At 67.1% G+C, this 21,647-nt stretch carries 18 protein-coding genes; 7 read left to right on the forward strand and 11 right to left on the reverse strand.

The features are described 5' to 3' along the window. The 5 genes from OXQ33_RS06715 to OXQ33_RS06735 all read right to left on the reverse strand — a co-directional run. Positions 1–225: STN domain-containing protein (locus tag OXQ33_RS06715; RefSeq protein WP_267433926.1), on the reverse strand; the 225-nt coding region annotated here is incomplete at its 3' end. A 64-nt stretch (positions 226–289) separates the two neighbouring features. After that, the gene (locus tag OXQ33_RS06720) at positions 290–1,219 is read right to left on the reverse strand and encodes a FecR domain-containing protein (RefSeq protein ID WP_267433927.1); all 930 of its coding nucleotides are present in this window, start codon (positions 1,217–1,219) and stop codon (positions 290–292) included. After that, positions 1,216–1,767 carry an RNA polymerase sigma factor gene (locus OXQ33_RS06725; RefSeq protein ID WP_267433928.1) on the reverse strand — a complete coding sequence of 184 codons (552 nt, stop codon included), beginning with the start codon at positions 1,765–1,767 and terminating at the stop codon, positions 1,216–1,218. Before OXQ33_RS06725 ends, OXQ33_RS06720 begins: the two co-directional genes overlap by 4 nt. Before the next feature lie 15 nt (positions 1,768–1,782). Beyond that, positions 1,783–2,583: a ChbG/HpnK family deacetylase gene (locus tag OXQ33_RS06730; protein ID WP_267433929.1), complete on the reverse strand. Its 801-nt coding sequence runs from the start codon at positions 2,581–2,583 to the stop codon at positions 1,783–1,785. Then, on the reverse strand, positions 2,558–3,457 hold the full coding sequence (locus OXQ33_RS06735; protein WP_267433930.1) for a glycosyltransferase family 2 protein: 900 nt from the start codon (positions 3,455–3,457) through the stop codon (positions 2,558–2,560). Before OXQ33_RS06735 ends, OXQ33_RS06730 begins: the two co-directional genes overlap by 26 nt. Positions 3,458–3,722: 265 nt before the next feature. On the opposite strand from OXQ33_RS06735, the gene OXQ33_RS06740 reads away from it, so the two are divergent. From OXQ33_RS06740 to OXQ33_RS06750, 3 genes are all read left to right on the forward strand, one after another. After that, the gene (locus OXQ33_RS06740) at positions 3,723–5,234 is read left to right on the forward strand and encodes a hypothetical protein (RefSeq protein WP_267433931.1); all 1,512 of its coding nucleotides are present in this window, start codon (positions 3,723–3,725) and stop codon (positions 5,232–5,234) included. Between the two features lie 76 nt (positions 5,235–5,310). Further along, entirely contained in the window at positions 5,311–6,174 is an 864-nt protein-coding gene (gene yghU / locus OXQ33_RS06745; RefSeq protein ID WP_267433932.1) for a glutathione-dependent disulfide-bond oxidoreductase, read from the forward strand. 108 nt (positions 6,175–6,282) lie between these two features. Continuing rightward, positions 6,283–8,667 carry a hypothetical protein gene (locus OXQ33_RS06750; protein WP_267433933.1) on the forward strand — a complete coding sequence of 795 codons (2,385 nt, stop codon included), beginning with the start codon at positions 6,283–6,285 and terminating at the stop codon, positions 8,665–8,667. Positions 8,668–8,683: 16 nt separating this feature from the next. On the opposite strand, the gene OXQ33_RS06755 is transcribed toward OXQ33_RS06750, so the two are convergent. Then, on the reverse strand, positions 8,684–9,466 hold the full coding sequence (locus tag OXQ33_RS06755) for a glutathione S-transferase family protein (RefSeq protein WP_267433934.1): 783 nt from the start codon (positions 9,464–9,466) through the stop codon (positions 8,684–8,686). Then, positions 9,463–9,909 (reverse strand): MarR family transcriptional regulator, encoded by a 447-nt coding sequence (locus OXQ33_RS06760; RefSeq protein WP_267433935.1) that lies wholly within the window; start codon positions 9,907–9,909, stop codon positions 9,463–9,465. Before OXQ33_RS06760 ends, OXQ33_RS06755 begins: the two co-directional genes overlap by 4 nt. 112 nt (positions 9,910–10,021) lie before the next feature. On the opposite strand from OXQ33_RS06760, the gene OXQ33_RS06765 reads away from it, so the two are divergent. Continuing rightward, positions 10,022–10,447 (forward strand): organic hydroperoxide resistance protein, encoded by a 426-nt coding sequence (locus tag OXQ33_RS06765; RefSeq protein WP_267433936.1) that lies wholly within the window; start codon positions 10,022–10,024, stop codon positions 10,445–10,447. A 73-nt stretch (positions 10,448–10,520) separates the two neighbouring features. Here the strand turns inward: OXQ33_RS06765 and OXQ33_RS06770 are convergent, their stop codons facing one another. The 3 genes from OXQ33_RS06770 to OXQ33_RS06780 all read right to left on the reverse strand — a co-directional run bounded on the left by OXQ33_RS06770 (position 10,521) and on the right by OXQ33_RS06780 (position 14,306). Then, entirely contained in the window at positions 10,521–11,543 is a 1,023-nt protein-coding gene (locus tag OXQ33_RS06770; RefSeq protein ID WP_267433937.1) for a LacI family DNA-binding transcriptional regulator, read from the reverse strand. Positions 11,544–11,608: 65 nt separating this feature from the next. Continuing rightward, positions 11,609–14,125, reverse strand: a complete 2,517-nt coding sequence (locus tag OXQ33_RS06775; RefSeq protein WP_267433938.1) for a TonB-dependent receptor — start codon at positions 14,123–14,125, stop codon at positions 11,609–11,611. Continuing rightward, positions 14,085–14,306 (reverse strand): hypothetical protein, encoded by a 222-nt coding sequence (locus OXQ33_RS06780; protein ID WP_267433939.1) that lies wholly within the window; start codon positions 14,304–14,306, stop codon positions 14,085–14,087. Before OXQ33_RS06780 ends, OXQ33_RS06775 begins: the two co-directional genes overlap by 41 nt. A 107-nt stretch (positions 14,307–14,413) precedes the next feature. Between OXQ33_RS06780 and OXQ33_RS06785 the strand changes: the two genes are divergently transcribed. Then, positions 14,414–15,928, forward strand: coding sequence for a tryptophan halogenase family protein (locus OXQ33_RS06785; RefSeq protein WP_267433940.1), 1,515 nt, complete (start codon positions 14,414–14,416; stop codon positions 15,926–15,928). A 130-nt stretch (positions 15,929–16,058) separates the two neighbouring features. Here OXQ33_RS06785 and OXQ33_RS06790 read toward each other — a convergent pair whose 3' ends face one another. Beyond that, positions 16,059–17,420 carry an FAD/NAD(P)-binding protein gene (locus OXQ33_RS06790; protein WP_267433941.1) on the reverse strand — a complete coding sequence of 454 codons (1,362 nt, stop codon included), beginning with the start codon at positions 17,418–17,420 and terminating at the stop codon, positions 16,059–16,061. 134 nt (positions 17,421–17,554) lie between these two features. On the opposite strand from OXQ33_RS06790, the gene OXQ33_RS06795 reads away from it, so the two are divergent. Both OXQ33_RS06795 and OXQ33_RS06800 read left to right on the forward strand, forming a co-directional pair. After that, positions 17,555–19,813 (forward strand): S9 family peptidase, encoded by a 2,259-nt coding sequence (locus OXQ33_RS06795; RefSeq protein WP_267433942.1) that lies wholly within the window; start codon positions 17,555–17,557, stop codon positions 19,811–19,813. Between the two features lie 465 nt (positions 19,814–20,278). Beyond that, positions 20,279–21,646: an MFS transporter gene (locus OXQ33_RS06800; protein WP_267433943.1), complete on the forward strand. Its 1,368-nt coding sequence runs from the start codon at positions 20,279–20,281 to the stop codon at positions 21,644–21,646. Position 21,647 lies beyond the last annotated feature (1 nt).

The raw sequence follows: 21,647 nt of genomic DNA on the forward strand, positions 1-21,647 counted from the left end.
GATGCGGAAACTCTCGTCATCGATCGCGACGGCGCGGTATCCCGTGCCGCGCAGCAACAGCCTCAGCGCGCGGGCGGGCGGCATGTCGGCGATCAGCGCGGGGGTTCGGACCCGGCGCAACCGGTCGTCGGTGGTGATGACGGTGATCCCGCCCTGCCGCGCCAGTTCGCGCAGAGCCATGTCGAGCGTCGTGGGAGCGATGCGAATGGGCCGTGCGACCGACATGGGCCGCTCCCGCGCCTGGACCGCGACCGGCGTGACGAGGCAGAGCGCAGCCCATAGGCCGCGCTCAGCGATCCTCGTTCGACGCCCGCAATATCCAGTCCCCACCGCTCTGGCGCCACTCCGCTCCGATCAGCTTCGCGAAACGAGGAACGTCCCGACCGGCATCGCCCGTCATGCGGACGACACCCGTGACGTTGCGATCGGCCAGAGCCCCCTCCACCGCGATCCGCATGCCATAGGCGGATTGCAATCGTGCAGCAATCGCCCCGACCGGCTCGCCATCGAAATCGAGCAACCCGCCGCGCCACCCCCCGATGGTCGACGGATCGACGGCGACGCGGCGAAGGCTGTGCCGTGCCTCGTCCAGATGGATGCCCTGCCCCGCCGCCAGTGCGATCTCCTGCCCCAGCGGCGCCAGCGCCACCGATCCTTCCGCGACCGCCACGTCCAGTCGCCGCCCCGTGCGCCGCACGTCGAACACCGTTCCCATGTCGCGAATGACGACCCCGCCCGAACGAAGCTCGAACGGCGCGGACGGGTCGTGGCGGACATGGAACAGCGCCTGCCCCGCTTCCAGCGTTGCGACGCGGGTGTCGTTGCGGTCGTAGCGCAGCCGCGATCCCCCCGCGAGTTCGATCCGCGTGCCATCATTGAGCGCGATCCGGCGCGTCTCGCCCGCGCGAGTCTGCTCGACCTGCATGTCGGGACCTCGGTTCAGCAGCACCGGCCCGCTGACCAGCGCCACCGCCGCCGCGACGCCGCCGAGCAACCACCAGCGCCCCCATCCGCCATTGTCGTTGGCGGCTTCGACCACCGGCTCGGCTTCCGCCTGCACGGGCGGCGCGACCAGCAGCGCATCGGCCATGGCGACCGCGTCATAGGCGCGCGCATTGGCCGGGCTGTCCTCCAGCCACGTCGCAAAGGCGTCCCATTCGGCGGCGCTCATGTCGCGCTGCCGGATGTGCCAGTCGATCGCCTGCTCCTCACGCGTCACCCGTCCGCGCTCCCTTCATGATCAGGACGATGCGGAAGCCCCCGATCCGCACCCTCCCCTTCGCGATTTTCCTGCAAAAACCGATAGGCGCGCCGCAACAGCTTCTCGACCGCGCTGACGCTGATCCCCATGCGCTCGGCAATCACCCTTTGCGGTTGCTCCTCGAAGCGGAACAGGGTGAAGGCCTGGCGCATCCGGTCGGGCATATGCGCGATCCGGGCATGGGCCTGTTCCAGCGCGCGGCGGCCCGCGACGATGCGTTCGGGATCGGCATATTCCTCCGACCCGGGCTGCACCTCTTCCCAGGCCCCGTCGCGCGCGCTGCGCCGGGCGGCGGCGATCCGGCGGTCGGTCGCCAGATTGGTCGCCATGCGGCAGAAAAAGGGCACCGGCTGCTCGACATGCGCGCCGTCCATCCCGGCGATGCGCAGCCACAGATCCTGAAGCGCGTCTTCGGCATCCTCCGCCGAACCGAGCCGGGCCGCCAGCAGGCGACGCAGCAACGGCCGCGCCTCCAAGAACTGGCCTTCCAGACCCGTACCGCTCAAACCGCCGCCCTCTGGTCAGGCGGCGAAGGCCAGCCCGCGTGACGCCGCCATGTCGGAAACCGAAATATTGCGCAAGACGTCCGCCTCGTCCCGCCGCGCCGCCGCGATGGCGTCGCCGGGGCGCGTTCCCGCGCCGGGATGGCACATCACCAGATGATAGGCCCCCGCCCGGTCCAGGAAGCGCAGCAGGGCTTCCCCGAAGCGACCGTCGAAGCCGTAATGGCCCGCAAAGCCGTGATTGCAGCGCAGGCCCACCGCCGCCGCCGCCCGCGCGAATCCACGCGAGTGAAAAGCGCTGCCGACCGCCTTGCCGCGCCATGGCCGCCCGAGCAGCGCGGCGACCCGGTCCTCACAGGTGCGAAGCCACGCATCCGGCGCGCGGCGGCGGGTGATCTCCAGCACGATCGGGCGGATGACCGGCAGCGCGTGGGAATGCTGGTGCCCGTCGACAAAGGCGGGCGGGCGGCCCATCGCCGCCTCGAACCGGTCGAATTGCGCCTCTACCTCGCGCGCGATCTCGGCGGGGTCCAGCTTGCCACGCGCCGCCAACCGGGTCAGTGGATCGATCCCCGGCATCACCCCACCTTGGGTAAAGCCATTGGGGTGGATCGGCGCTTCCTCGGTCAGCGTCAGGTGGAGCCCGATCTGCGCGGTGACGGGCACGTCGCGCAGCATCGCGCTGTCCTCCGCCCAATTGGGGCGAAGCGTCATGCAACTCGTGGCGTTCAGCTTGCCCGCACGGAGGAGTTCGGTGATGACCAGACTGTCTTCGGTGGAAAAGGCGAAATCGTCAGCGCAGAGAATAAGCTGGTTCACCCACCACTCCTGCCAGATCCTGATAGGCCTTTTCGCGCATCCGCTCGGTGGTCAGACGCCGCGCCGTCAGCCGCCGCGCGAGGAATGTGTAGAAGAACCAGTCCCCCGCGAACGGCGCGGTCACGCTGTAGAGCAATCGTTCAGCCAGCGTCCAGCGGATCGACTCCCGGTCCCGCTCGCGGTCCGACGGCACGCACCAGAAGCCGTCGGCATAGCGCATCGTGCCATGGCGAAGGACGCGGTGGATCACCTCATGATCCTCCAGCACATAGTTCCAGTGGCGCGGATCGAACCCGCCCGCCGCCTTCAACGCCTTGGTACAGAAAGCCTGTCCCGCACCGCCCGCATGGCATTGGCGGGGCAGCAGCCGCGCGGCCAGACGGATGGTCGCGGACTCGCGCCGCCGCTCCGCCTCGCCGTCGCCGGGTGCGATGAAATAGGCCCCCGCCACGACGCAGCCCGGCTGCTCCAGCAGCGCCTGCGCCTCGGCCAGATAGGTTTCGGGATAGAGGGTATCGGCATCGCATGTGGCGACGAAGCGCGTATGGACATGGTCGAGGCCCAGCCGCAGCGCGTTGATCTTGCCGGGCAAGCCCTGATGCAACAGGATATGGTCCAGCCCCAGCCGCTCGCAGCTTTCCGCCGCGACCCGCGCGCTGGCGTCGAGCGACCCGTTATCGACCAGCACCAGCCGGAAACGCACCGTCTGCCGCGCCAGGCTTTCCAGCGTCGCCGCCAGTTCGGCCTCTTCGTTGAAGAAGGGCACGACCACCGTCCAGCATGGCGCGACATAGGTCGCCGCCTGTTCCGTCTTGCCGGCATCGGCCCAAGCCCTGGCATTGCGCCAAGCCGCGCCTTCCGCATCGAGCAGCATTACCCCACCCCGCCCATGAAATCCGAAAACCGCCTCGTTGCCGAAGCCCCCGAACCTGGGCGCAGGCGCCCAGCCCAAGGTGTTTCATGCTAGGGACGTCGCCACCGCCGCCGGACCGCACACGGAATATAAAATAAATTTAGTCCCGCGAGCCTTGCCGATTTCCTTTGCGAAGCCGCCGCCGGCAGTGACATGGGCGACGCGAGATCGGGTCCATCGCCGATTTCCCGCACCATCCAGGACCGATAGCCCAAAACGGATCACCATGACGGATCTGACGTCGCCCCGCCCACATTCCGCACGGCCTGCCACGCTTGCCCTTCCCGACCGACCCTTTTGGGTCGCGCTGGCGCTGCTGGCGTTCGCCGTGCTGGTCCGGGCGCGGGATTTCGGAAACCCGGTCGCGCATGTCGACGAGCAATATTATCTGCTGGTCGGCGACCGGCTGTTGCACGGCGCGCGGCTGTATATCGATCTGTGGGATCGCAAGCCGCCCGGGCTGTTCCTGCTGTTCGCCGGGTTCCGCCTGCTGCCGGGCGACGGCTTCCTGGCCTATCAACTGGTCGCCACGCTATGTGCGGCTGCCACGGGCTGGCTGATCTGGCTGGCGGCGCGGCGGATGGCGCTGGCCCCGCCCTCCGGGCTGGCGGCGGGGGCAGCCTATATCCTCTGGCTGCCGCTGCTCAGCGGGGGGAGCGGCCAGTCCCCAGTCTTCTACAATCTGGCGATGACGGCGGCGGCGGTGCTGACCTTGGAACTGCCCCGCCTGGCCGCGCGACGCGCGAGCGGCATGATCGTGCTGAGCGGCGCGGTCGCGTGCCTGCTGGCGGGCGTGGCGATCCAGATCAAATACACCCCGCTGGTCGAAGGGGCGTTCTTCGGCCTCGCGCATCTCTGGTATCTGTGGCGGGCGCGGGGGAAGCCGGCGACGGTCGTGGCGGCGGCGCTGCTCTGGATGGTGCTGGGGCTGTTGCCGACCGCGCTGATCGTCCTGCAATATTGGCTGAAGGGCGCGGCGGCGTTCGACGCCTTCTGGTTCGCCAATTTCACCTCGATCACGCTGCGTCGGGGCTATCCGGCGGCGAAGATCGCGGGGCGGCTGGCGGGGATCGGCGGACAGTTGCTGCCGCTGATCGCGTGCGCGGTCGTCGCCTGGCGCAAGGGCCCGCAGAGCCCCGCCATGACGCTGACCCGCATCTGGCTGGCCTTCGCTCTCATTGCCTTCGCAATGATCGGGGCCTTTTTCGACCATTACGCCCTGCCGCTGCTCGCGCCGCTGGCGCTCGCCGCCGCACCCGCCTTCGCCATGGGGCGCAAGGCCATCCTGCCCGTCTTCGTCATCGGCGCCGGGCTGTTCGTCTTCCACGCCGCGACCAACGACCCGAGCGAGGGCGACGGCATCCGCCGCATGGCCAAAGTCATGGCGGCGGTCGATGGCGGCGAATGTCCCTATGTCTTTGCCGGGGACTCCAGCCTCTATCATCTATCGGGCGGATGCGTGCCGACCCCTTATGCCTTTCCCTCCTCGCTCGCCTATGAGGCCGAGCGGGGCGCGATCGGGGTGGACGAAAGGGCGGAGGTCGCGCGTATCCTCGCCCGCCGTCCGCCCGCCATCGTGACGCTGGACGACCCCTTTTCGCCCTGGAACGCGGAGACGGAGAGGCTGATGACACAGGCCCTGGCGCGCGACTATCGCCCGGTCATGGCGGTGCCGCGCGAGGGGCGGCACGAACTGCTTTACGTCCGGCGCGACCGGCTCGTTTCGCTTCCCAAATAAAAGCACGGGCGCGGTTGTTTTCCCAGCAACCCCGCCCCATTTGCCGCGTCGAACCCTCTTATGGAGCCGCAAGCGCATGAGTGACGACGCCTATACCCCACCCGCCATCTGGACCTGGGACAAGGAAAGCGGCGGCCGCTTCGCCTCGATCAACCGGCCCGTCGCGGGCGCGACGCATGACAAGCCCCTGCCGGTCGGTCGCCATCCGCTCCAGCTCTATTCGATGGGCACGCCCAACGGGGTGAAGGTCACGATCCTGCTGGAGGAACTGCTCGCCGCCGGACATGCGGACGCGGAATATGACGCCTGGCTGATCCGCATCGGCGAGGGCGACCAGTTCGGCAGCGGCTTCGTGGAGATCAATCCCAATTCCAAGATCCCCGCGCTGGTCGACCATCGCGGTGACGAGCCGCTCGCCATCTTCGAATCCGGCGCGATCCTGATGCATCTGGCGGAGAGCTTCGGCGCCTTCCTGCCGACCGGGCCCGCCGCGCGGGCACGGGTCCTGTCCTGGCTGTTCTGGCAGATGGGCAGCGCGCCGTTCCTGGGCGGCGGCTTCGGCCATTTCTATGCCTATGCGCCGGTGAAGATCGAATATGCGATCAACCGCTATGCCATGGAGGCCAAGCGCCAGCTCGACGTGCTGAACCGCCAGCTGGAGCATAACGCGTACGTCGCGGGTGACGAATACAGCATCGCCGACATGGCGATCTGGCCCTGGTATGGGCAGGTCGTGCTGGGCGACCTCTATGGCGCCGCCGAATTCCTTCAGGTGCAGGAATATACCCATGTCCTGCGCTGGGCCCGGGAACTGGCGGCGCGTCCGGCGGTGAAGCGCGGGCGGATGGTCAACCGCACCGTCGGCGACCCCGCCGAACAATTGCCCGAGCGGCACGACGCCAGCGATTTCGACCTGCGCACGGCGGACAAGCTCGCCTGACCGTAAATCCTCCCCAAGCCGAGCTTGGGGAGGATTGGGAAATGACGCGCCTATGTCATTTGCCGCCAGAGGGTTGATCCTTTCGGCAGTCTGGGCCTTAACCCTGTCATGTTTCGCTCACCCCGTCCCCTGATGGCGCTGGCGCTGGCCGCCGCCGCCCTGGTCGAAAGCCCGCTCTGCGCCGCGGATCCCGCGCCCTTCGACCTGCCCGGTCCGGGCCTGCGCATCATGGTGACGCGCGGGGACAAGAGCCTGCCCATCGCGGAGGTGCCCAACCTTGCCACCGGCGACCGGCTGACCATCGATGCGGACCTGCCCAGCGACCAGCGCGCGCGCTACATCCTCTTCTCCGCCTTTCTCAGCGGCGCGACCAATCCGCCGCCCAAGAACTGGGTCCAGTCGGCCGAGACCTGGAAGTCCAAGGATAAGGATCGCCGCCTGACCCTGACCGTGCCCAAGGGCGCGCGGCAAATGGCGCTGTTCCTGGTGCCCGAGACCGGCGGCGCGTCGGGCACCATCGTCGATGCGGTGCGCGACCGGCCCGGCGAGTTCGTCCGCGCGGTGCAGGACCTGAACCAGGCCTCGCTCGACCGATCGCGGCTCAACGCCTTCGTCGCGGCGATCCGCGCGCAGGAGAACAGCCACCCCGAATTCCTGCGCACCCTGGCCCCGGCCCTGTCGAACAGCCTGGCGATCAAGCTGAACCCCGACTGCCTGGCGCGCGTCATCGAGTTGCAGGCGGCATGCCTGTTGGAGAACCGCGACTCGCTGGTGCTGGCGGACATCCACAGCAGTTCGATGACCGACACGCTGATCGGCGCGCCGACCGACCTGGCACTGCAACTCAGCTATACGCGCGAGGCCGGGCTGGGCTATTACAGCCCCTATATCGGCGTGATCCGCGATATCGCGCGCGTGTTTGGCGCCTTCGGCAATCCGCAGTTCAATTATCTGCCCACACTCGCCACGCGAGAGGGAGACCGGCTGTCGCTGCTGCTCAACGCCGCGCCGTCCTTCGCCAAGCCCAAATCGGTGCTGGTCGCCGCCATGCCCGCCATCGACGCGTCCAGCCCGCCGCGCCTGCGCGTGACCGGGGACGCGCCGCTGTGCGGGGCGCGTCCCGCCCTCGTCCTGCCGGTGGAGGGCGCGCCGCTGATCTATTCCACCGCCTTCGCGCGCAACATCATGGTGTCGCTGACCGGGGCGAACGGCAAGACCATCGACGTGCCCGTCCGCGCACGGGCCGACCGGGGCGGCTATGTCCTCACCGAGCCGCTACCTGCCGGAGCGCTGTCGGGCAAGGTGACCGCCAAGCTGCACGGTGAGTGGGGTTTCGACGGGTTCGAGGGGCCGAGCTTCACGCTGCAATTTCCCGATGGCGGCGAATGGCGTGCGGGTGATGCGGGACAGAGCCTGGTCGTCGGTCGCGACAACGCGGTGGTGCTGACCGGCCCCGCCGCCGCTTGCGTCACCGGCGTCACGATGCGCGGGCCGGGCGGCGCCGCGCAACCGGTGCCCTTCACCCTGCGGGGGACCGACGGCGTCACCGTGACCCTGCCGCTCAGAAATGCGCGCGCGGGCGAGGTCAGGCTGGAGGTGCAGCAGATCGGCGATAGCGCACCGCGCACCGTCACCTTGCGCGCCTATTCGCCCGCCAGCCGGATCGACACGGTGACGCTGGCCAAGGGCGATCGCTTCGTGACGCTGACCGGCCAGCGGCTGGACGAGATCGCGGGCGTGGAGGTCGGCGATGTCCGCCTCTCCCCGGATGGCCTGACCCGCGAAGGGGATAGCGACCGGCTGATCGCCACCGCCACCGATGGCCGGGTGCCGGACGGAACCAGCGCGAAGATCCGGCTGACCGACGGGCGCACCCTGTCGGTACCGATCACGCCCGCCCCGCCGCGCCCCGCCGCGACGCTGATCGCGCGCAGCCTGACGTCCAAGGATGCCGCCGGTGCCGTCGCGCTCGCCACCCGCGACGAGAATGTCCTGCCCGACAATAGCCGCCTGACCTTCTCGATCCGCGCCGCCGAAGGAACCCGCCTGGCACCGACCGACGCGATCGAGGTCGCGACGGGTGATGGCGGTACCACCGTCCTGCTGGAGGGGGGGCGTGACGTGCGGCTGTCCTCGCCCGACATCGCGGTCGCAACGCTCGATCCGGCGCGGCTGGGCCCAGCGGCGGCGGGGCCGCTCCGCTACCGCATCGTGCGCGGGGCGATCAAGGGCGACTGGGCTCCGCTCGCCACGCTGGTCCGGTTGCCGCGCATCGCTGGCGGCGGCTGCGAGCAGAATGGCTGCTGGCTGGAGGGCCGCGACCTGTTCCTGATCGACCGGGTAGCCGCCAGCGCCGACATGGCGGACGCGGTCGGCGTGCCGCCGGGCTATACGGCAGCGCGTCTGACGGTGCCTTCGGCGCGGGATGGGGTGCTGTATGTGGCGCTCCGGGATGCGCCGAACGTGGTGTTTACGCTGACGTTGAAATCTTAGGTGAATTCCCTTGGCCTTATCCCGGCCAGGAAAAGCGGATCGTATCCTCGCGCAATCCCTCCAGCACGATCGGCGCGCCGCCCGAGCGGATCATCCATTCCAGCCGATGGTCGCGATATTCGCGCCGCCGCCCGCCGCTGCGGTAATGATCCGCCGCCTGCGCCATATGCACCGCCGCCGCGTCGAACTCCGCGAAGGTCTCCGCCACCGCCGGGCGCGCCGAGACGCGTGCATGCCAGGCCGCCAGCGCCGACTCCGGCGCGGGCCCCAGCCCGTAATGGACCGAGCGGTTGACCATCGGCGCCACCGCCGCATCCGCCCGTCCGAAGCTTTCGCCGCCGAACCACGGCGCCTCGCCCAGCCGCTTGGTCAGCCAGTCCTGCAATACCCGTGTATCCGTCGCGGCGACATGGCGAAGGTCGTTGGCCAGTGCGCCTTCGGCCCGGCGGAACCACAGGATCTCGCCATAACCCCAGTTCACCGCCTCATATGGGCCATCGGCGATCTCCTCGATCTCGCGCTGCCGCGCCCGGTCCAGCGGGTCGCGGCCCATCAGCGCGGTTTCGGGCCAGCGATCGTCCAGATAGTCGAGGATGATCGTCGAATCGAAGATCGCCTGCCCGCCCTCGACGATCAGCACCGGCACTTCGGTCCGGGGATTGGCGGCGGCGAAGTCGGTATCCTGCCGCCCGGTGCCGAAGTCCTGCGGCAGCAGAGGGGTGAAGGCGATGCCCTTTTCCCGCAGTGCGATCTTCACCTTCTGACCATAGGAGGACAGGGGATGGTCGTAGAGGATCACGCCCCCTGCCCCCCGGGCCGCTCCAGCGCCAGACGCAGCGCGCGGACCTCGCCGCGAAGCGCGGTGAGGTCATCGACCGTCATGCCCGACCGGGCGATGATCTCCTCGCCCAAACACCCGCACTGGTCGCGCAGCCCACGGCCCGCCGGGGTCAGCCGGACGCGCACCTGCCGCTCGTCCTGCGGGTCGCGCTCGCGCACCACCTGACCGCTCGCCTCCAGCCGCTTGATCAGCGGCGTGACGGTACTCGATTCCAGCCCCAGCCGCTGCGCGATCGCGCCGATCGTCCGGCCATCCTCTTCCCACAGGACGTGGAGCGCCAGATATTGCGGATAGGTCAGGCCTAGTTGGTCGAGCATCGGCTTGTAGGTGCGCTGGACCGCCATATTGGCCGCATACAAGGCGAAGCATAGTTGATCGTCCAGCGGCCAGGGCGCCGACATCCGGTCTCTCCCGAAATTCCAAAAAAATGCATATCGCGATAAAAGAAGGGCTGGACAAGTCCGATCATGGAGTTCATTTATGTATCGCGATAACGATTATCGGAGACTGAATGTGACGATCGACGTAAAGTACCAGACGCAGGCCAGCGCGACCGGTGGCCGCGACGGGCATGCCCGGACCCAGGACGGCACGCTCGACGTCAAGCTGTCGACGCCCAAGGAACTGGGCGGCGCGGGCGGCGACGGCACCAATCCGGAACAGCTGTTCGCGGCGGGCTATTCGGCATGCTTCATCGGCGCGTTGAAGGTGGCCGGGCAGCAGTTGAAGGTGAAAGTGCCGGACGACGTTTCGGTTTCCGCCAAGGTCGGCATCGGTCCGCGTGCGGCGGGCGGTTTTGGCATCACGGCCGACCTGACCGTCGCCTTACCCGGCGTCGATCGCGCCGAGGCGGAGAAGCTGGTCGAGGCGGCGCACCAGATCTGCCCCTATTCCAACGCTACGCGCGGCAATGTGGATGTCGGCCTGACGCTGGCCTGACATCCGTTACCTACTCCCTGAAACCTCACGGCGCGGTCGATCTTCCCTAAGACCGCGCCGATTTTTTTGGGCCTCAGGCGGAATCGCGGACGATCAGGCGCGGCGGCATTTCCAGCCCCGGCGCCGCCTGTCCCTCCAGTCGGGCGAAGAGCGCTTCGACCATCGCGCTGGCCCCCGCCTCCAGATCCTGGCGGATCGTGGTCAGGCGCGGGATCGCCCGTTCGGCGAGCGGCAGATCGTCGAAGCCGGTGACCGCGACATCGCCCGGTACCGCCACACCGCACGCCGTCAGCTTCGCGACCGTCGCCAGCGCGATCATGTCGGACGCCGCGACGATCCCGTCGATCCCCTCCCCCCGCTCCCGCAGGCGCGACAGATTGTCGGCGATCTGATCCGGCATCAGCTCCGGCGCAAGCGCGACGTCCAGCTGGTGCGGCGGAGGAAGGTCCGCCGCCCGAAGCGCATCGCACAGCCCGGCATGACGCTCAGCCAGTTCCAGCGTGCGGATTTCGCCCATGAAGGCGATGCGCCGCCGCCCGGTCGCGATCAGATGCTCACCCGCCAGCCGTCCGCCGAGCCGGTTGTCGACACCCACCGCGCAGTGATGCTGGCCGGGCATGGTGCTGCCCCACACGACGAGCGGGAGATAGGTTTCGGCCACCTGCTCGATCACCGCCAACTGGTCCGACTGTCCGATCAGCAGCACGCCGTCGACCATGCCCGAGCGGGTGATCCGGGACAGCCACCCCTCGTCGTCGGGGATGATCCGCGACAGCATCACGTCATGGTCGCGCGCCGCCAGTTCGTCGGCGAGATGGCCGAGCAGGGTCATGAAGAAGGGATCGGACAGACGCTGCCGCCGCTCATGGCCCAGCGGAATGGCGACACCGATCACGCCGGTCCGCTGCGCGCGCAGGCGGCGGGCCATCTGGTTGATCTGGAAACCATGTTCGGCGGCCAGCGCCTCGATCCGCTGGCGCGTCTCGGCATTGACGACGCTCTTGCCGGCCAGCGCACGGCTGACGGTACCGGGCGACACGCCCGCGAGCCGGGCGATATCCTTCAATGTTCGGGCGGGCGGGGCCGGATAGGTCATGGCCGTCCTCCTGAACGAAAAACGGGGCGGATGCCATGCGGCACCCGCCCCAGGAAGCGCTTGGATCAGAAGCGGTAGCGGATCGATGCCGTGACCGTTCGTCCATACAGCGCGGTATTGTTGAAGACGCCTTGCGTCGGCGACAGGATCGGGAAGATGCCGCCGCCGCCACGGAAGCCCAGCTTGTCGAAGATGTTGTTGGCGTTCAGGCCCAGCTCCAGCCGCTCCATCGGCCGCACCGTCACGAAGCCGTTGAAGAAGGTCGAGCCCTTGACGGTGTAGAGGTTGAAGTCGTCCGACTTGGTGCTGGTCTGGCCGTTCATGCTGATGCCGAAGGCAACGGGACCCGCATCATAGGACGGCGACACCACGAACAGGAAGTCGGGCAGACCGCCGGGCTTGTTGCCGACCAGCGCCGAGGTCGCGCTGCTGGTGATCTTCGAATTGGCGTAGGTCGCATCGACCGCCAGGTGGAAGTCGCCATAGGTCACCCGGCTGGTGAACTCGATACCGTAGGAGCGATAGCCGTTCGAGATGTTCGGATTGTTGTTCGGCGCCGGATTGTTGATCCGGGTGAAGTCGTAGTTGTTCTCGGTCAGCGTCGAGCGGAAGCCGGTGACTTCGACCGAATAGGACGCGCCGAACAGGCCGCCGCGCTGCTTCAGGCCGATTTCCTGCTGGTTGAGATAGTTGACCGAGGTCGCCTGTCCCTGCGCATTGAGCGAACCGTCCGCGTTGAAATTGCCCGACAGGACGCGGCGGTCGGCGTTGAAGCGGCCGCCCCGGCTGGCGCGGGCGAAGAGGCTGGTGTTCTTGTTGAAGGCGTAGAGCGCACCCACCGACCAGCTGAAATAGCCATCGGTATAGTTGACCTTCTCCACTGTCGGGCTGAGCACCAGCGAGGGGATCAGCGCCGAACCCAGCGCATCGGTCACGCGGGTCGTCGGGCCAGCGACGCCGCCCTGTGCGGTGCCCTCGCCATGGACGCTGTCGTAACGGACCGAGGCGTCGAGGTTCAGGCCGCCGACTTCGTAACCCGCCTGCAGGAAGGGCGCGACATCGGTATAGGTCAGGTCGACGCGGCGCGCGCAGCAGCTACCCCAATTGTCGTTGAACCCGGCCTGGCCCGCCGCCGTCAGCTGAGTCCCCGTGGTCGAGAACAGGTCGAGCGGGGCGGCATTCTCGCCCTTCAGCTCGCTATACTGGCGGTTGACGTGCCAGTCCTGGACGATGTTCTGCCGCATGACGAACAGACCGGCGGTCAGCCGCGCCTTGCCCGGGCCGACGTCAAACTTGCCGTTCAGCGTCAGGTTGTTGGCGAAATTGTCCATGTTCTTCATGAACACGTTGATGTTCGGATTGTTATTCACATAGGGGCCGGTGAACAACTGGCCGAGATTGGGACCCGCCGCATAGCGGACCGAACCCACCGTCTGGCCGTTGACGGTCGAGCCGATCAGCCCGCCGGTGCCGGTCAGCGTCTGGACGTTGATGAACTGGGTCGTGAAATTCCCGCTGATCCACTGGTAGCGGATCGTGTCGTCGAGCGAGATATTGTCGGTGAAGTCATAATGGATCTGGCCGCTGATCCCGGTCACGCGCGGATGGATGCCCTGCACCTCCGCCGACTTCACGCCGCCATTGTCATAGTCGAGATACTGGAAGTTGCGATTATAGACCGTGTAGGACGAACCGCTGCGGCCGTCGAAACCGGGCAGCGGGGTGAAGTCGGTCACCCGGTTGTCGTCCAGCGTGGCCAGCGTCGGGGTGGTGGTGTTGGTCGGCGCCTGCTCGTCCAGCCGCTTGAAGTACAGCCGCACGAAACCGCGATTGTCGGGCAGATCCTTGGTGATGTTCGCCTTGATCTGATAGCCGCGCAGGATGTTGAAATTCTCGTTGGTGTAGCCGCCGCCGTTACGCGCATAGCCGCCGATATGGAAGCGCGTCGTATCGTCGATCGGGCCGCCATAGTCGAAATCGACGCGATGCTCACGGAAGCCCAGGCCGGTGGAATAGGCCACCTGGCCACCCTTCACGTCGCCGGTCTTGCTGATGAAGTTGATGACCGCGCCCGGCGCCTGGCTGGCGAAGGTCGAGGCCGAACCGCCGCGCACCGCCTCGACCGTCTTGATGTTCTGGTCGAAGCGCAGCCAATAGTCGTTGTTGCCGAAGTTGATGTCGCCGAACAGCACGTCGGGCAGGCCATCTTCCTGCAACGACACATATTCCGAACCGCCGGTCGAGACCGGAATACCGCGAACGCCGATATTAGCGTTGCCGCCGGGGCCTGCGGTATCGCTCGGCTGAAGGCCAGGAATGTTGCGCAGGATTTCCGCGGTCGAACGCGGGGTGAAATTCTGGATCGCCTCCTGGCTGACCTGCGAGACCGAGATCGAGCTGCGGAAGCGCGAGCGCTCGCCGCTGGTCGCGGTGACGACGATGTCCTCGCTCGACACGCCCGCATCGGGGATATCGCCCGCCTGCGCCACGCGGTCGGAGCCGGTCGGAACGGGCTGCGCCGTCGAGCTGGTCGCCTGGGGATCATTCGCCTGAGCAAAGCCCGGCGCGCTGGCCAATGCCATCGCCAGAGCAGCCATAGATCCGCAAGACCGCAGAATCCTCGTCGTCATACACCCTCTCCTGATTCGCCCCGGTGTCCGGGATGTCGTGCAGCCTCGCTATCACATCAGCAATCGTTTGCAACAGTCGTTTTGCAAACCATTGCATAAAATCCGGGACAGTGTGATCGGGAAACCACAGCATGGGCGGGGGATGCGGAACATGAGCATCGCAAACCTTTGCATGATATGGCAGGAGGAGGCAGGCATTAGACCGTGACAGAGTCGGAAGCCGATGAAGAGGATGACAGGATGAGCCAAACTCCCCCCGATGCGATCCGATCGGTTCTGATCGTCGGCGGCGGCACGGCGGGCTGGATGACGGCGGCGGCGCTCGCCCATGCCATGCCGCACGGCCTGGCCATCACGCTGGTCGAGTCGGACACGATCGGCACGGTCGGCGTCGGGGAAGCGACCATCCCGCCGATCCGCCTGTTCAACCAGACGCTGGGCATCGACGAGGCGGAGTTCCTGCGCGAGACCAAGGGCAGCTTCAAGCTGGGCATCGAGTTCGTCGGCTGGGGTCGCGAGGGGCATCGGTATTTCCACCCCTTCGGCACGCATGGCAAATCCTTCGATCTGGTCGCGGTGCATCAACATTGGCTGGCGGCGGGCGGTGCGGATAGCGGCGTGGCGTTCGACGACCTGTCCATGGCCTGGGGCGCAGGGAAACGCGGCCGTTTCGCCGCCCCTATGGCCGATCCGCGCAGCGTCGCCTCGACCTTCGACTATGCCTATCATTTCGACGCGGGGCTCTATGCCCGGTTCCTCCGCCGCTATGCCGAGGCGCGCGGCGTGGTCCGGGTCGAAGGGACGATCGCGGGCCATGCGCTGGACGCGGCGCGCGGCCATGTCGCGTCGGTCACGCTGGACGATGGCCGGGTGCTGGAGGCGGACCTGTTCGTCGACTGTTCGGGGTTCCGGGGGCTGCTGATCGAAGAGGCGCTAGACACCGGTTATGAGGACTGGACCCACTGGCTGCCCTGCGACCGCGCGGTGGCCACGCCGTGCGCGACCGGCGGCGATGGTCTGACGCCCTATACCCGATCGACCGCGCGGGCGGCGGGCTGGCAATGGCGCATCCCGCTCCAGCACCGGACCGGCAATGGCTATGTCTATTGCAGCCGCCATATCTCGGACGATGAAGCCGCCGCGACGCTGATGGCGAATTTGGACGGCAAGTCCTTGGGCGACCCGCGCTTCCTGCGCTTCACGACCGGGCGGCGCAGGCTGATGTGGAACCGCAACGTCGTCGCCATCGGCCTGTCGAGCGGGTTCATGGAACCGCTGGAGTCGACCAGCATCCACCTGATCCAAGCGGGCATCGCCAAGCTGCTCGCCTATTTCCCGACCCGCGCCTTCGAGCCGCACGCGATCGAGGAATATAACCGCGTCGCGATCACCGAATATGAGCGTATCCGCGACTTCCTGATCCTGCACTATAAGCTGACCGAGCGGACCGATGCACCGCTATGGCGCGAATGCGCGGAGATGGAGATTCCCGACACGCTGGCGATGAAGATCGCGCATTTCCAGGCCGCCGGGCGGCTGGTCGCGCGCGACATGGACCTGTTCGGCCCGGCGAGTTGGGCGGCAGTGCATATCGGGCAGTTCAACATGCCCGAGGGGCCGGACCCGCTGCTGGCTTACGGCGACCCCGCGCGGAGCGGCGCGTTTGTCGGCAAGCTGGCGGACGCGATCGGCCAGATGGCGGAGTCGATGCCCAGCCATGCGGATTGGCTGAAGAAAATCGGGGCAACCAGCTAATTCCTCCCCGGCACGGGGAGGTGGCAGCGCGTAGCGCTGACGGAGGGGGGCTTCCGCAAGGGACGCCCTATGTGGCGATCCCCCTCCACCACCGCTTCGCGGCGGTCCCCCTCCCCGTGCCGGGGAGGATTTACAGCCCCTCGCCGCCGACCCATTGCGCATGGGCCAGACGCCGCGCCAATTCCCAATTCTGTTGGCGCAGGTCGGGCACCGCGACCACCTCCCACAGTCCGCCACGCGTCATCGGGCCGATGCAGTAGAGCCGGTCGTCCACCCCACCATCGGCGGCCACGACATGGCTTTGCGCATCGACCTCCAACCCGATGCGAAGCGCGTCCGGCCGGATCATGCCCTCGCTCAGCAACTGCCGGATCAAGGGCTCGCGCGACCGGAGCAGGTCGCCCTGCGGCCCCGTGCAATTGACGATGCGCGCGACCCGCAGCGTCTCCACCTGATCGCTTCCGCGCGGTCGCCAGTGAACCACCGCCCCCTGCCCGTCCGGCTCGACGCGGACCAGCTTGCCGCCCGCGATCGACAGCCGCCCCGCCTCGATCAACGCCTCCACCCGGTCGGCGACCGAAGGCGCCAGGCGATGCCGGTGCACATCCCAATAGGGCCGCACATGCCGCAGAAACCGCGCCCGTGTCGCGCCATCGGCGGCACCCCACATCATCTGCGTCACCGGCCGCAACGCATCGACCGCCCCGCGCCAGCCCTGTTCCTCCGCTGCACAGCGGACATGCCGGACCAGCGCCGACAAGGTGGCAGCGGGCCGCTCGCGCAAGGGCGTGAAGGGCGGTGCATCGGCATGGCGACGGGGAGCCAGGCCCCTACGCGAGATAGCGACCGTCCGCCCGCCGAAGCCGCTCGCGTCCAGCAGCAACGCCGCGTCGATCGCCGTCAGTCCGCTGCCGACCAGCAGCACCTGGTCATCATCGCCCAGCCCCTCGGCGATATCGCCCGCCCAGGGGTCCTCGCGGTAACAACCCTCGGCGAGCGTCGCCGGATCGATCCCCGGCGGCGTGTGCGGCGGCAGATTGCCCAGCGCCAGCACCACCGCATCGGCCGCCAACGCCGCCCCCTCCGCCATATGGAGGCGGTACCCCGCTCCCTCCCGATCAAGCCCGACGACCTCGCCGCTCGCCAAGGTCAGCCGCGCAGGGTCCGCCGCGATCGTCTCCATCAACAGGTCGCGCAGATAGTCGCCGTAAACCCGGCGCGGCACGAAGGTCTTCGCATCCCCCGCCCCGCGCGCGACCAGCCAGCGGACGAAATGATCGGGATCGTCGCGCAGCGCACTCATATTGCCCGCGCGGACGTTCAGCAGATGCTCGGCATGGGCCGCGCTATAGGCAACCCCCCGCGCCAGTTGGTTCGCCCGCCGCTCGATCAAGGTCGCGCGCGGTCCGTCATGGCGCACCAGATTGATCGCCAGAAGCGTCCCCGCAAAGCCGCCGCCGATGATCGCGACATGCTCGATTCCCGCCGTCATCCGCCAACCCGCTCCTTCGTGATCGCCTGCGCCCGTGTTTAGTCGCATCGGTAACGATCGCCACGAAGATTTCGGTATACGATTTTATGGACGCGCGTTAGGCTCCGGCCATTGGATCAGGAATGGATGAGTAGATGCGGTCGTACTGGCGGATTTCCGGGCTTTTGCTTTCCCTTTCCTCAGTCACGCTGGCGACGCCGCTGACCGCGCAGACCACCGCGCCCGCGCCGCTGTCGGTCGAAGGGATTTTCGGCTCAGGTGCAGTGCGGACGGAATCGGTCCGCGCCAGCCGGTGGAGCAAGGACGGCGAAAGCTATCTCGCGCTCGAAACCGCGCCCAAGGGCGGGCAGGACATCGTCCGCTATCGCATCGCCGATGGCCAGCGCCAGGTGGTGATCGCCGCCGCCGACTTGGTCCCGCCGGGTGCGAGCACACCGCTGAACATCGACAGCTATGAATGGTCGCCGGACGACAAGTGGCTGCTGATCCAGACCAACGGTCAGCGTTTCCGCCGGACCAACGCCCTGTCCGATTACTGGCTGTACGACGTCGCCAACCGCCGCCTGCACAAGGTCGGCGCGGACGCCGCACCCTCGACCCTGCTCTATGCGACCATCTCACCCGACAACAGCCGCATCGCCTATGTCCGCGCGAACAACATCTATGTCGAGCCGATTGCGGGCGGCACGCCCGTCGCGCTGACCAAGGACGGCGACGATTATGTCGTCAACGGTCTGGCCGACTGGGTCTATGAGGAGGAGTTCTCCGTCCACCGCGCCTTTGAATGGAGCCCGGATTCCAGGCGCATCGCCTTCCTCCGCTTCGATACGAAGGGCGTCGGCACCTTCGACATGACGAAGAATACCGGCGGCCAATATTCACAGGTGATCCCGCTGCAATATCCCAAGGCGGGCACGACCAATTCGGCGGTGACGACCGGCGTGATCGACGTGGCCGATGGCGCGACCCGCTGGTTCAAGCTCGCGGGCGATCCTCGCCAGAATTACGTGCCGCAGATCAGTTGGGCGGGCGGCCCCGACGCGCTGTTCATCCAGCAGTCCAACCGGCTCCAGAACACGTACAATGTCCTGCTCGGCGATCCCGCGACGGGCGCGGTCAAGCCGATCATGGTCGAAAAGGACGCCGCCTGGGTCGAGGCCAATGTCGCACCCGAATGGCTGAACGGCGGGCGCAGCTTCACCTGGCTGTCGGAGCGCGACGGCTGGCGGCACCTCTATACCATCGACCGGGCGACCGGCCGGGCGACGCTTCGTACGCCGGGCAAGTTCGATGTGGTCGAGTTGCTGAACGTCGATGAGAAGGCGGGCTATGCCTGGTTCATCGCCTCGCCCGACAATCCGACTCAGCGCTATCTCTACCGCACCACCCTCTCGGGTACGCCCAAGGTCGAGCGGCTGACCCCGGCAAACCAGCCGGGCACGCACAGCTATGACATCGCGCCTGGCGAGCATTGGGCGCTGCACACCGTCTCACGCTTCGATGCGCCGCCGGTCACCGACATGCTCGACATGACCCGCCAGCAACCACTTCGGACGCTCGCCGCCAATGCGCCGCTCGCCAAGGTGATCAAGGACACCGGCCTGCCCGCGACCGAGTTCTTCCGCGTCGATATCGGCGAGGGCACGCAGTTGGACGGCTGGCTGATCAAGCCGCCGGGCTTCGATCCGGCCAAGCGCTATCCGATCCTCTATTTCGTCTATGGCGAACCCTGGGGCCAGACGGTCGCGGACCGCTGGGCCGGGTCGCAGGGGCTGTGGCACCGGATGCTGGCGCAAAAGGGCTATCTGGTCGCCAGCCTCGATCCGCGCGGCACCGCCACCCCACGCGGCCATGACTGGCGCAAGAGCATCTATCGCCAGGTCGGCATCCTCGCCTCCGCCGATTATGCGGCGGGCGTACGCAAGATGCTGGCCACGCGCCCCTATATCGATCCCGACCGGATCGGCATCTGGGGCTGGAGCGGCGGCGGCGCGATGACGCAGAACGCGCTGTTCCGCTATCCGGACCTCTACAAGACCGGCATCGCGGTGGCAGGGCCGACCGACATGAAGCTGTACGACACCATCTATCAGGAGCGGTATATGGGCCTGCCGCAGGACAATGCGGAAGGTTACAAGAACGGCTCGCCCATCACCTTTGCCGATCGGCTGAAGGGCAATCTGCTGCTGATCCACGGCACGCTGGACGACAATGTCCATTACCAGAACCAGGAGCAGTTGGTGGACCGGCTGATCCACTTCAACAAGCCGTTCACGATGATGGCCTATCCCGACCGCAGCCACGGCATCTATGAGGGCGAGAATACCAGCATCCACCTCTATTCGCTAATGACCCGCTATCTGGAGACCAACCTGCCGCCCGGCGGGCGGTGACGTTCCTCCCTCTCCTTCCCTCTCCCCTCTAGGACCGATCGACATTCACTCTATTCCTCCCCTGGAAGGGGAGGTGGCAGGCCGAAGGCCTGACGGAGGGGTGTCCCCGTTGGAGAGATCAACCAAACTCACGGCTGGTTACACCCCTCCACCATGCTTCGCATGGTTCCCCTCCCCTTGCAGGGGAGGAATAAAGATCGCGCAACCTGAATGTCGATTGGCCCTAGGAGGGGCGAGGGAAAAGAAGGGCATATCTGAATGTCGATCGGCCCCAGCGCGCCCCTTACCCAGGTGGCACTGGACCCCGGCCTTCGCTGGAGAGGGACGGAGTGATGACATAACGGTCATTCGTCACGCCCATTGCAATCGTTTGTTGCAATGTCTTATCGATCGCGCCATGATAGGCTCCGACGCGGCGAACCGGCGCTAGACACGGTCCATACCCCCGCGTGCGAGAGGACCCGCATGACCCCGTCCACCCCCGCCGCCGGAACCATGGCACCGCTCAAGCCCCGCCTGTCGCTGGCCCGCATCCTGGAAATGAATCTCGGCTTTCTCGGGCTGCAATTCAGCTTCGGTTTGCAGCAGGGGAATATGGCGCCGATCTACAGCTATCTGGGCGCGTCCGAGGCGCAATTGCCGCTGCTCCAGCTCGCTGGGCCGATGACGGGGCTTCTCATCCAGCCGCTGATCGGTGCGATGAGCGACCGGACGGACAGCCGGTGGGGACGCCGCACGCCCTATTTCCTGTTCGGCGCCGTGTTGTGCGCCTTCGGGCTGTTCTTCATGCCGCTCAGCTCGTCGGTGCTGATGGCGGTGTCGCTGCTCTGGATTCTCGATGCGGGCAACAACATCACCATGGAGCCGTACCGCGCCTATGTCTCCGACCGGCTGGACGGGGCGCAGCATAATATCGGCTTCCTGACGCAGAGCGCCTTTACCGGCCTGGCGCAGATGCTCGCCTTCCTGACGCCGTCGATCCTGGTATGGGCGGGGATGAACCCGGACTGGGTGGACGGGCACAACATCCCCTATACCGCGCGCGTCGTCTTCATGATCGGCGCGGTCCTGTCCTTCGCCACCATCGTCTGGTCGATCCGGCGCGTGCCCGAATTGCCGATGACTCCCGAGGACCGCGCCCGCATCGCCGCCGCGCCCAAGGGGATCGGTGCGATCCTGAAGGAAATCGGTGACGCGATCCGCACCATGCCGCTGCCGATGCGCAAGCTCGCGCTGATGAGCCTGTTCCAGTGGTACGCCATGATGGCCTATTGGAATTATGTCATCTACGCGATCGGCCGCTCGGTCTACGGCACCGCCGACGTGACCTCGTCGGGGTTCCATGCCGCCGTCCTGACCAATGGCGAGATTGCGGCCTTTTACAACGGCGTCGCCTTTGTCGCGGCCTTCGCGATGGTGCCGCTCGCCAAGCGGATCGGCGCGGCGCCGCTCCATGCGCTGTGCCTGGTCATCACCGGGATCGGCATGATCGCGATGCCGCACATGACGAGCAAGGCGATGCTGTTCCTGCCAGCCATCGGTATCGGCCTGGGCTGGGCGAGCATGATGGGCAACCCCTATGTCATCCTGGCGGGGTCTATCCCGCCGGAGCGGACCGGCGTCTATATGGGCATCTTCAACATGATGATCGTCATTCCGATGCTGATCTTCGGCGTGACGCTGCCCCTGTTCTACCAAAGCTGGCTGGGCGGCGATCCACGCAACGTGCTGACCCTGTGCGGCGTGCTGATGCTGTTCGCGGCGGTGTCGGTCTTCTCGGTCCGCGCGCGCGGGCCGCTGGGCCTGCCGCTCGGCGTCGCGCCGCAAGCCTGAC

Origin of the sequence: Sphingomonas sp. GM_Shp_1, from assembly GCF_026540895.1 — a bacterium.
Lineage (GTDB): Bacteria > Pseudomonadota > Alphaproteobacteria > Sphingomonadales > Sphingomonadaceae > Sphingomonas.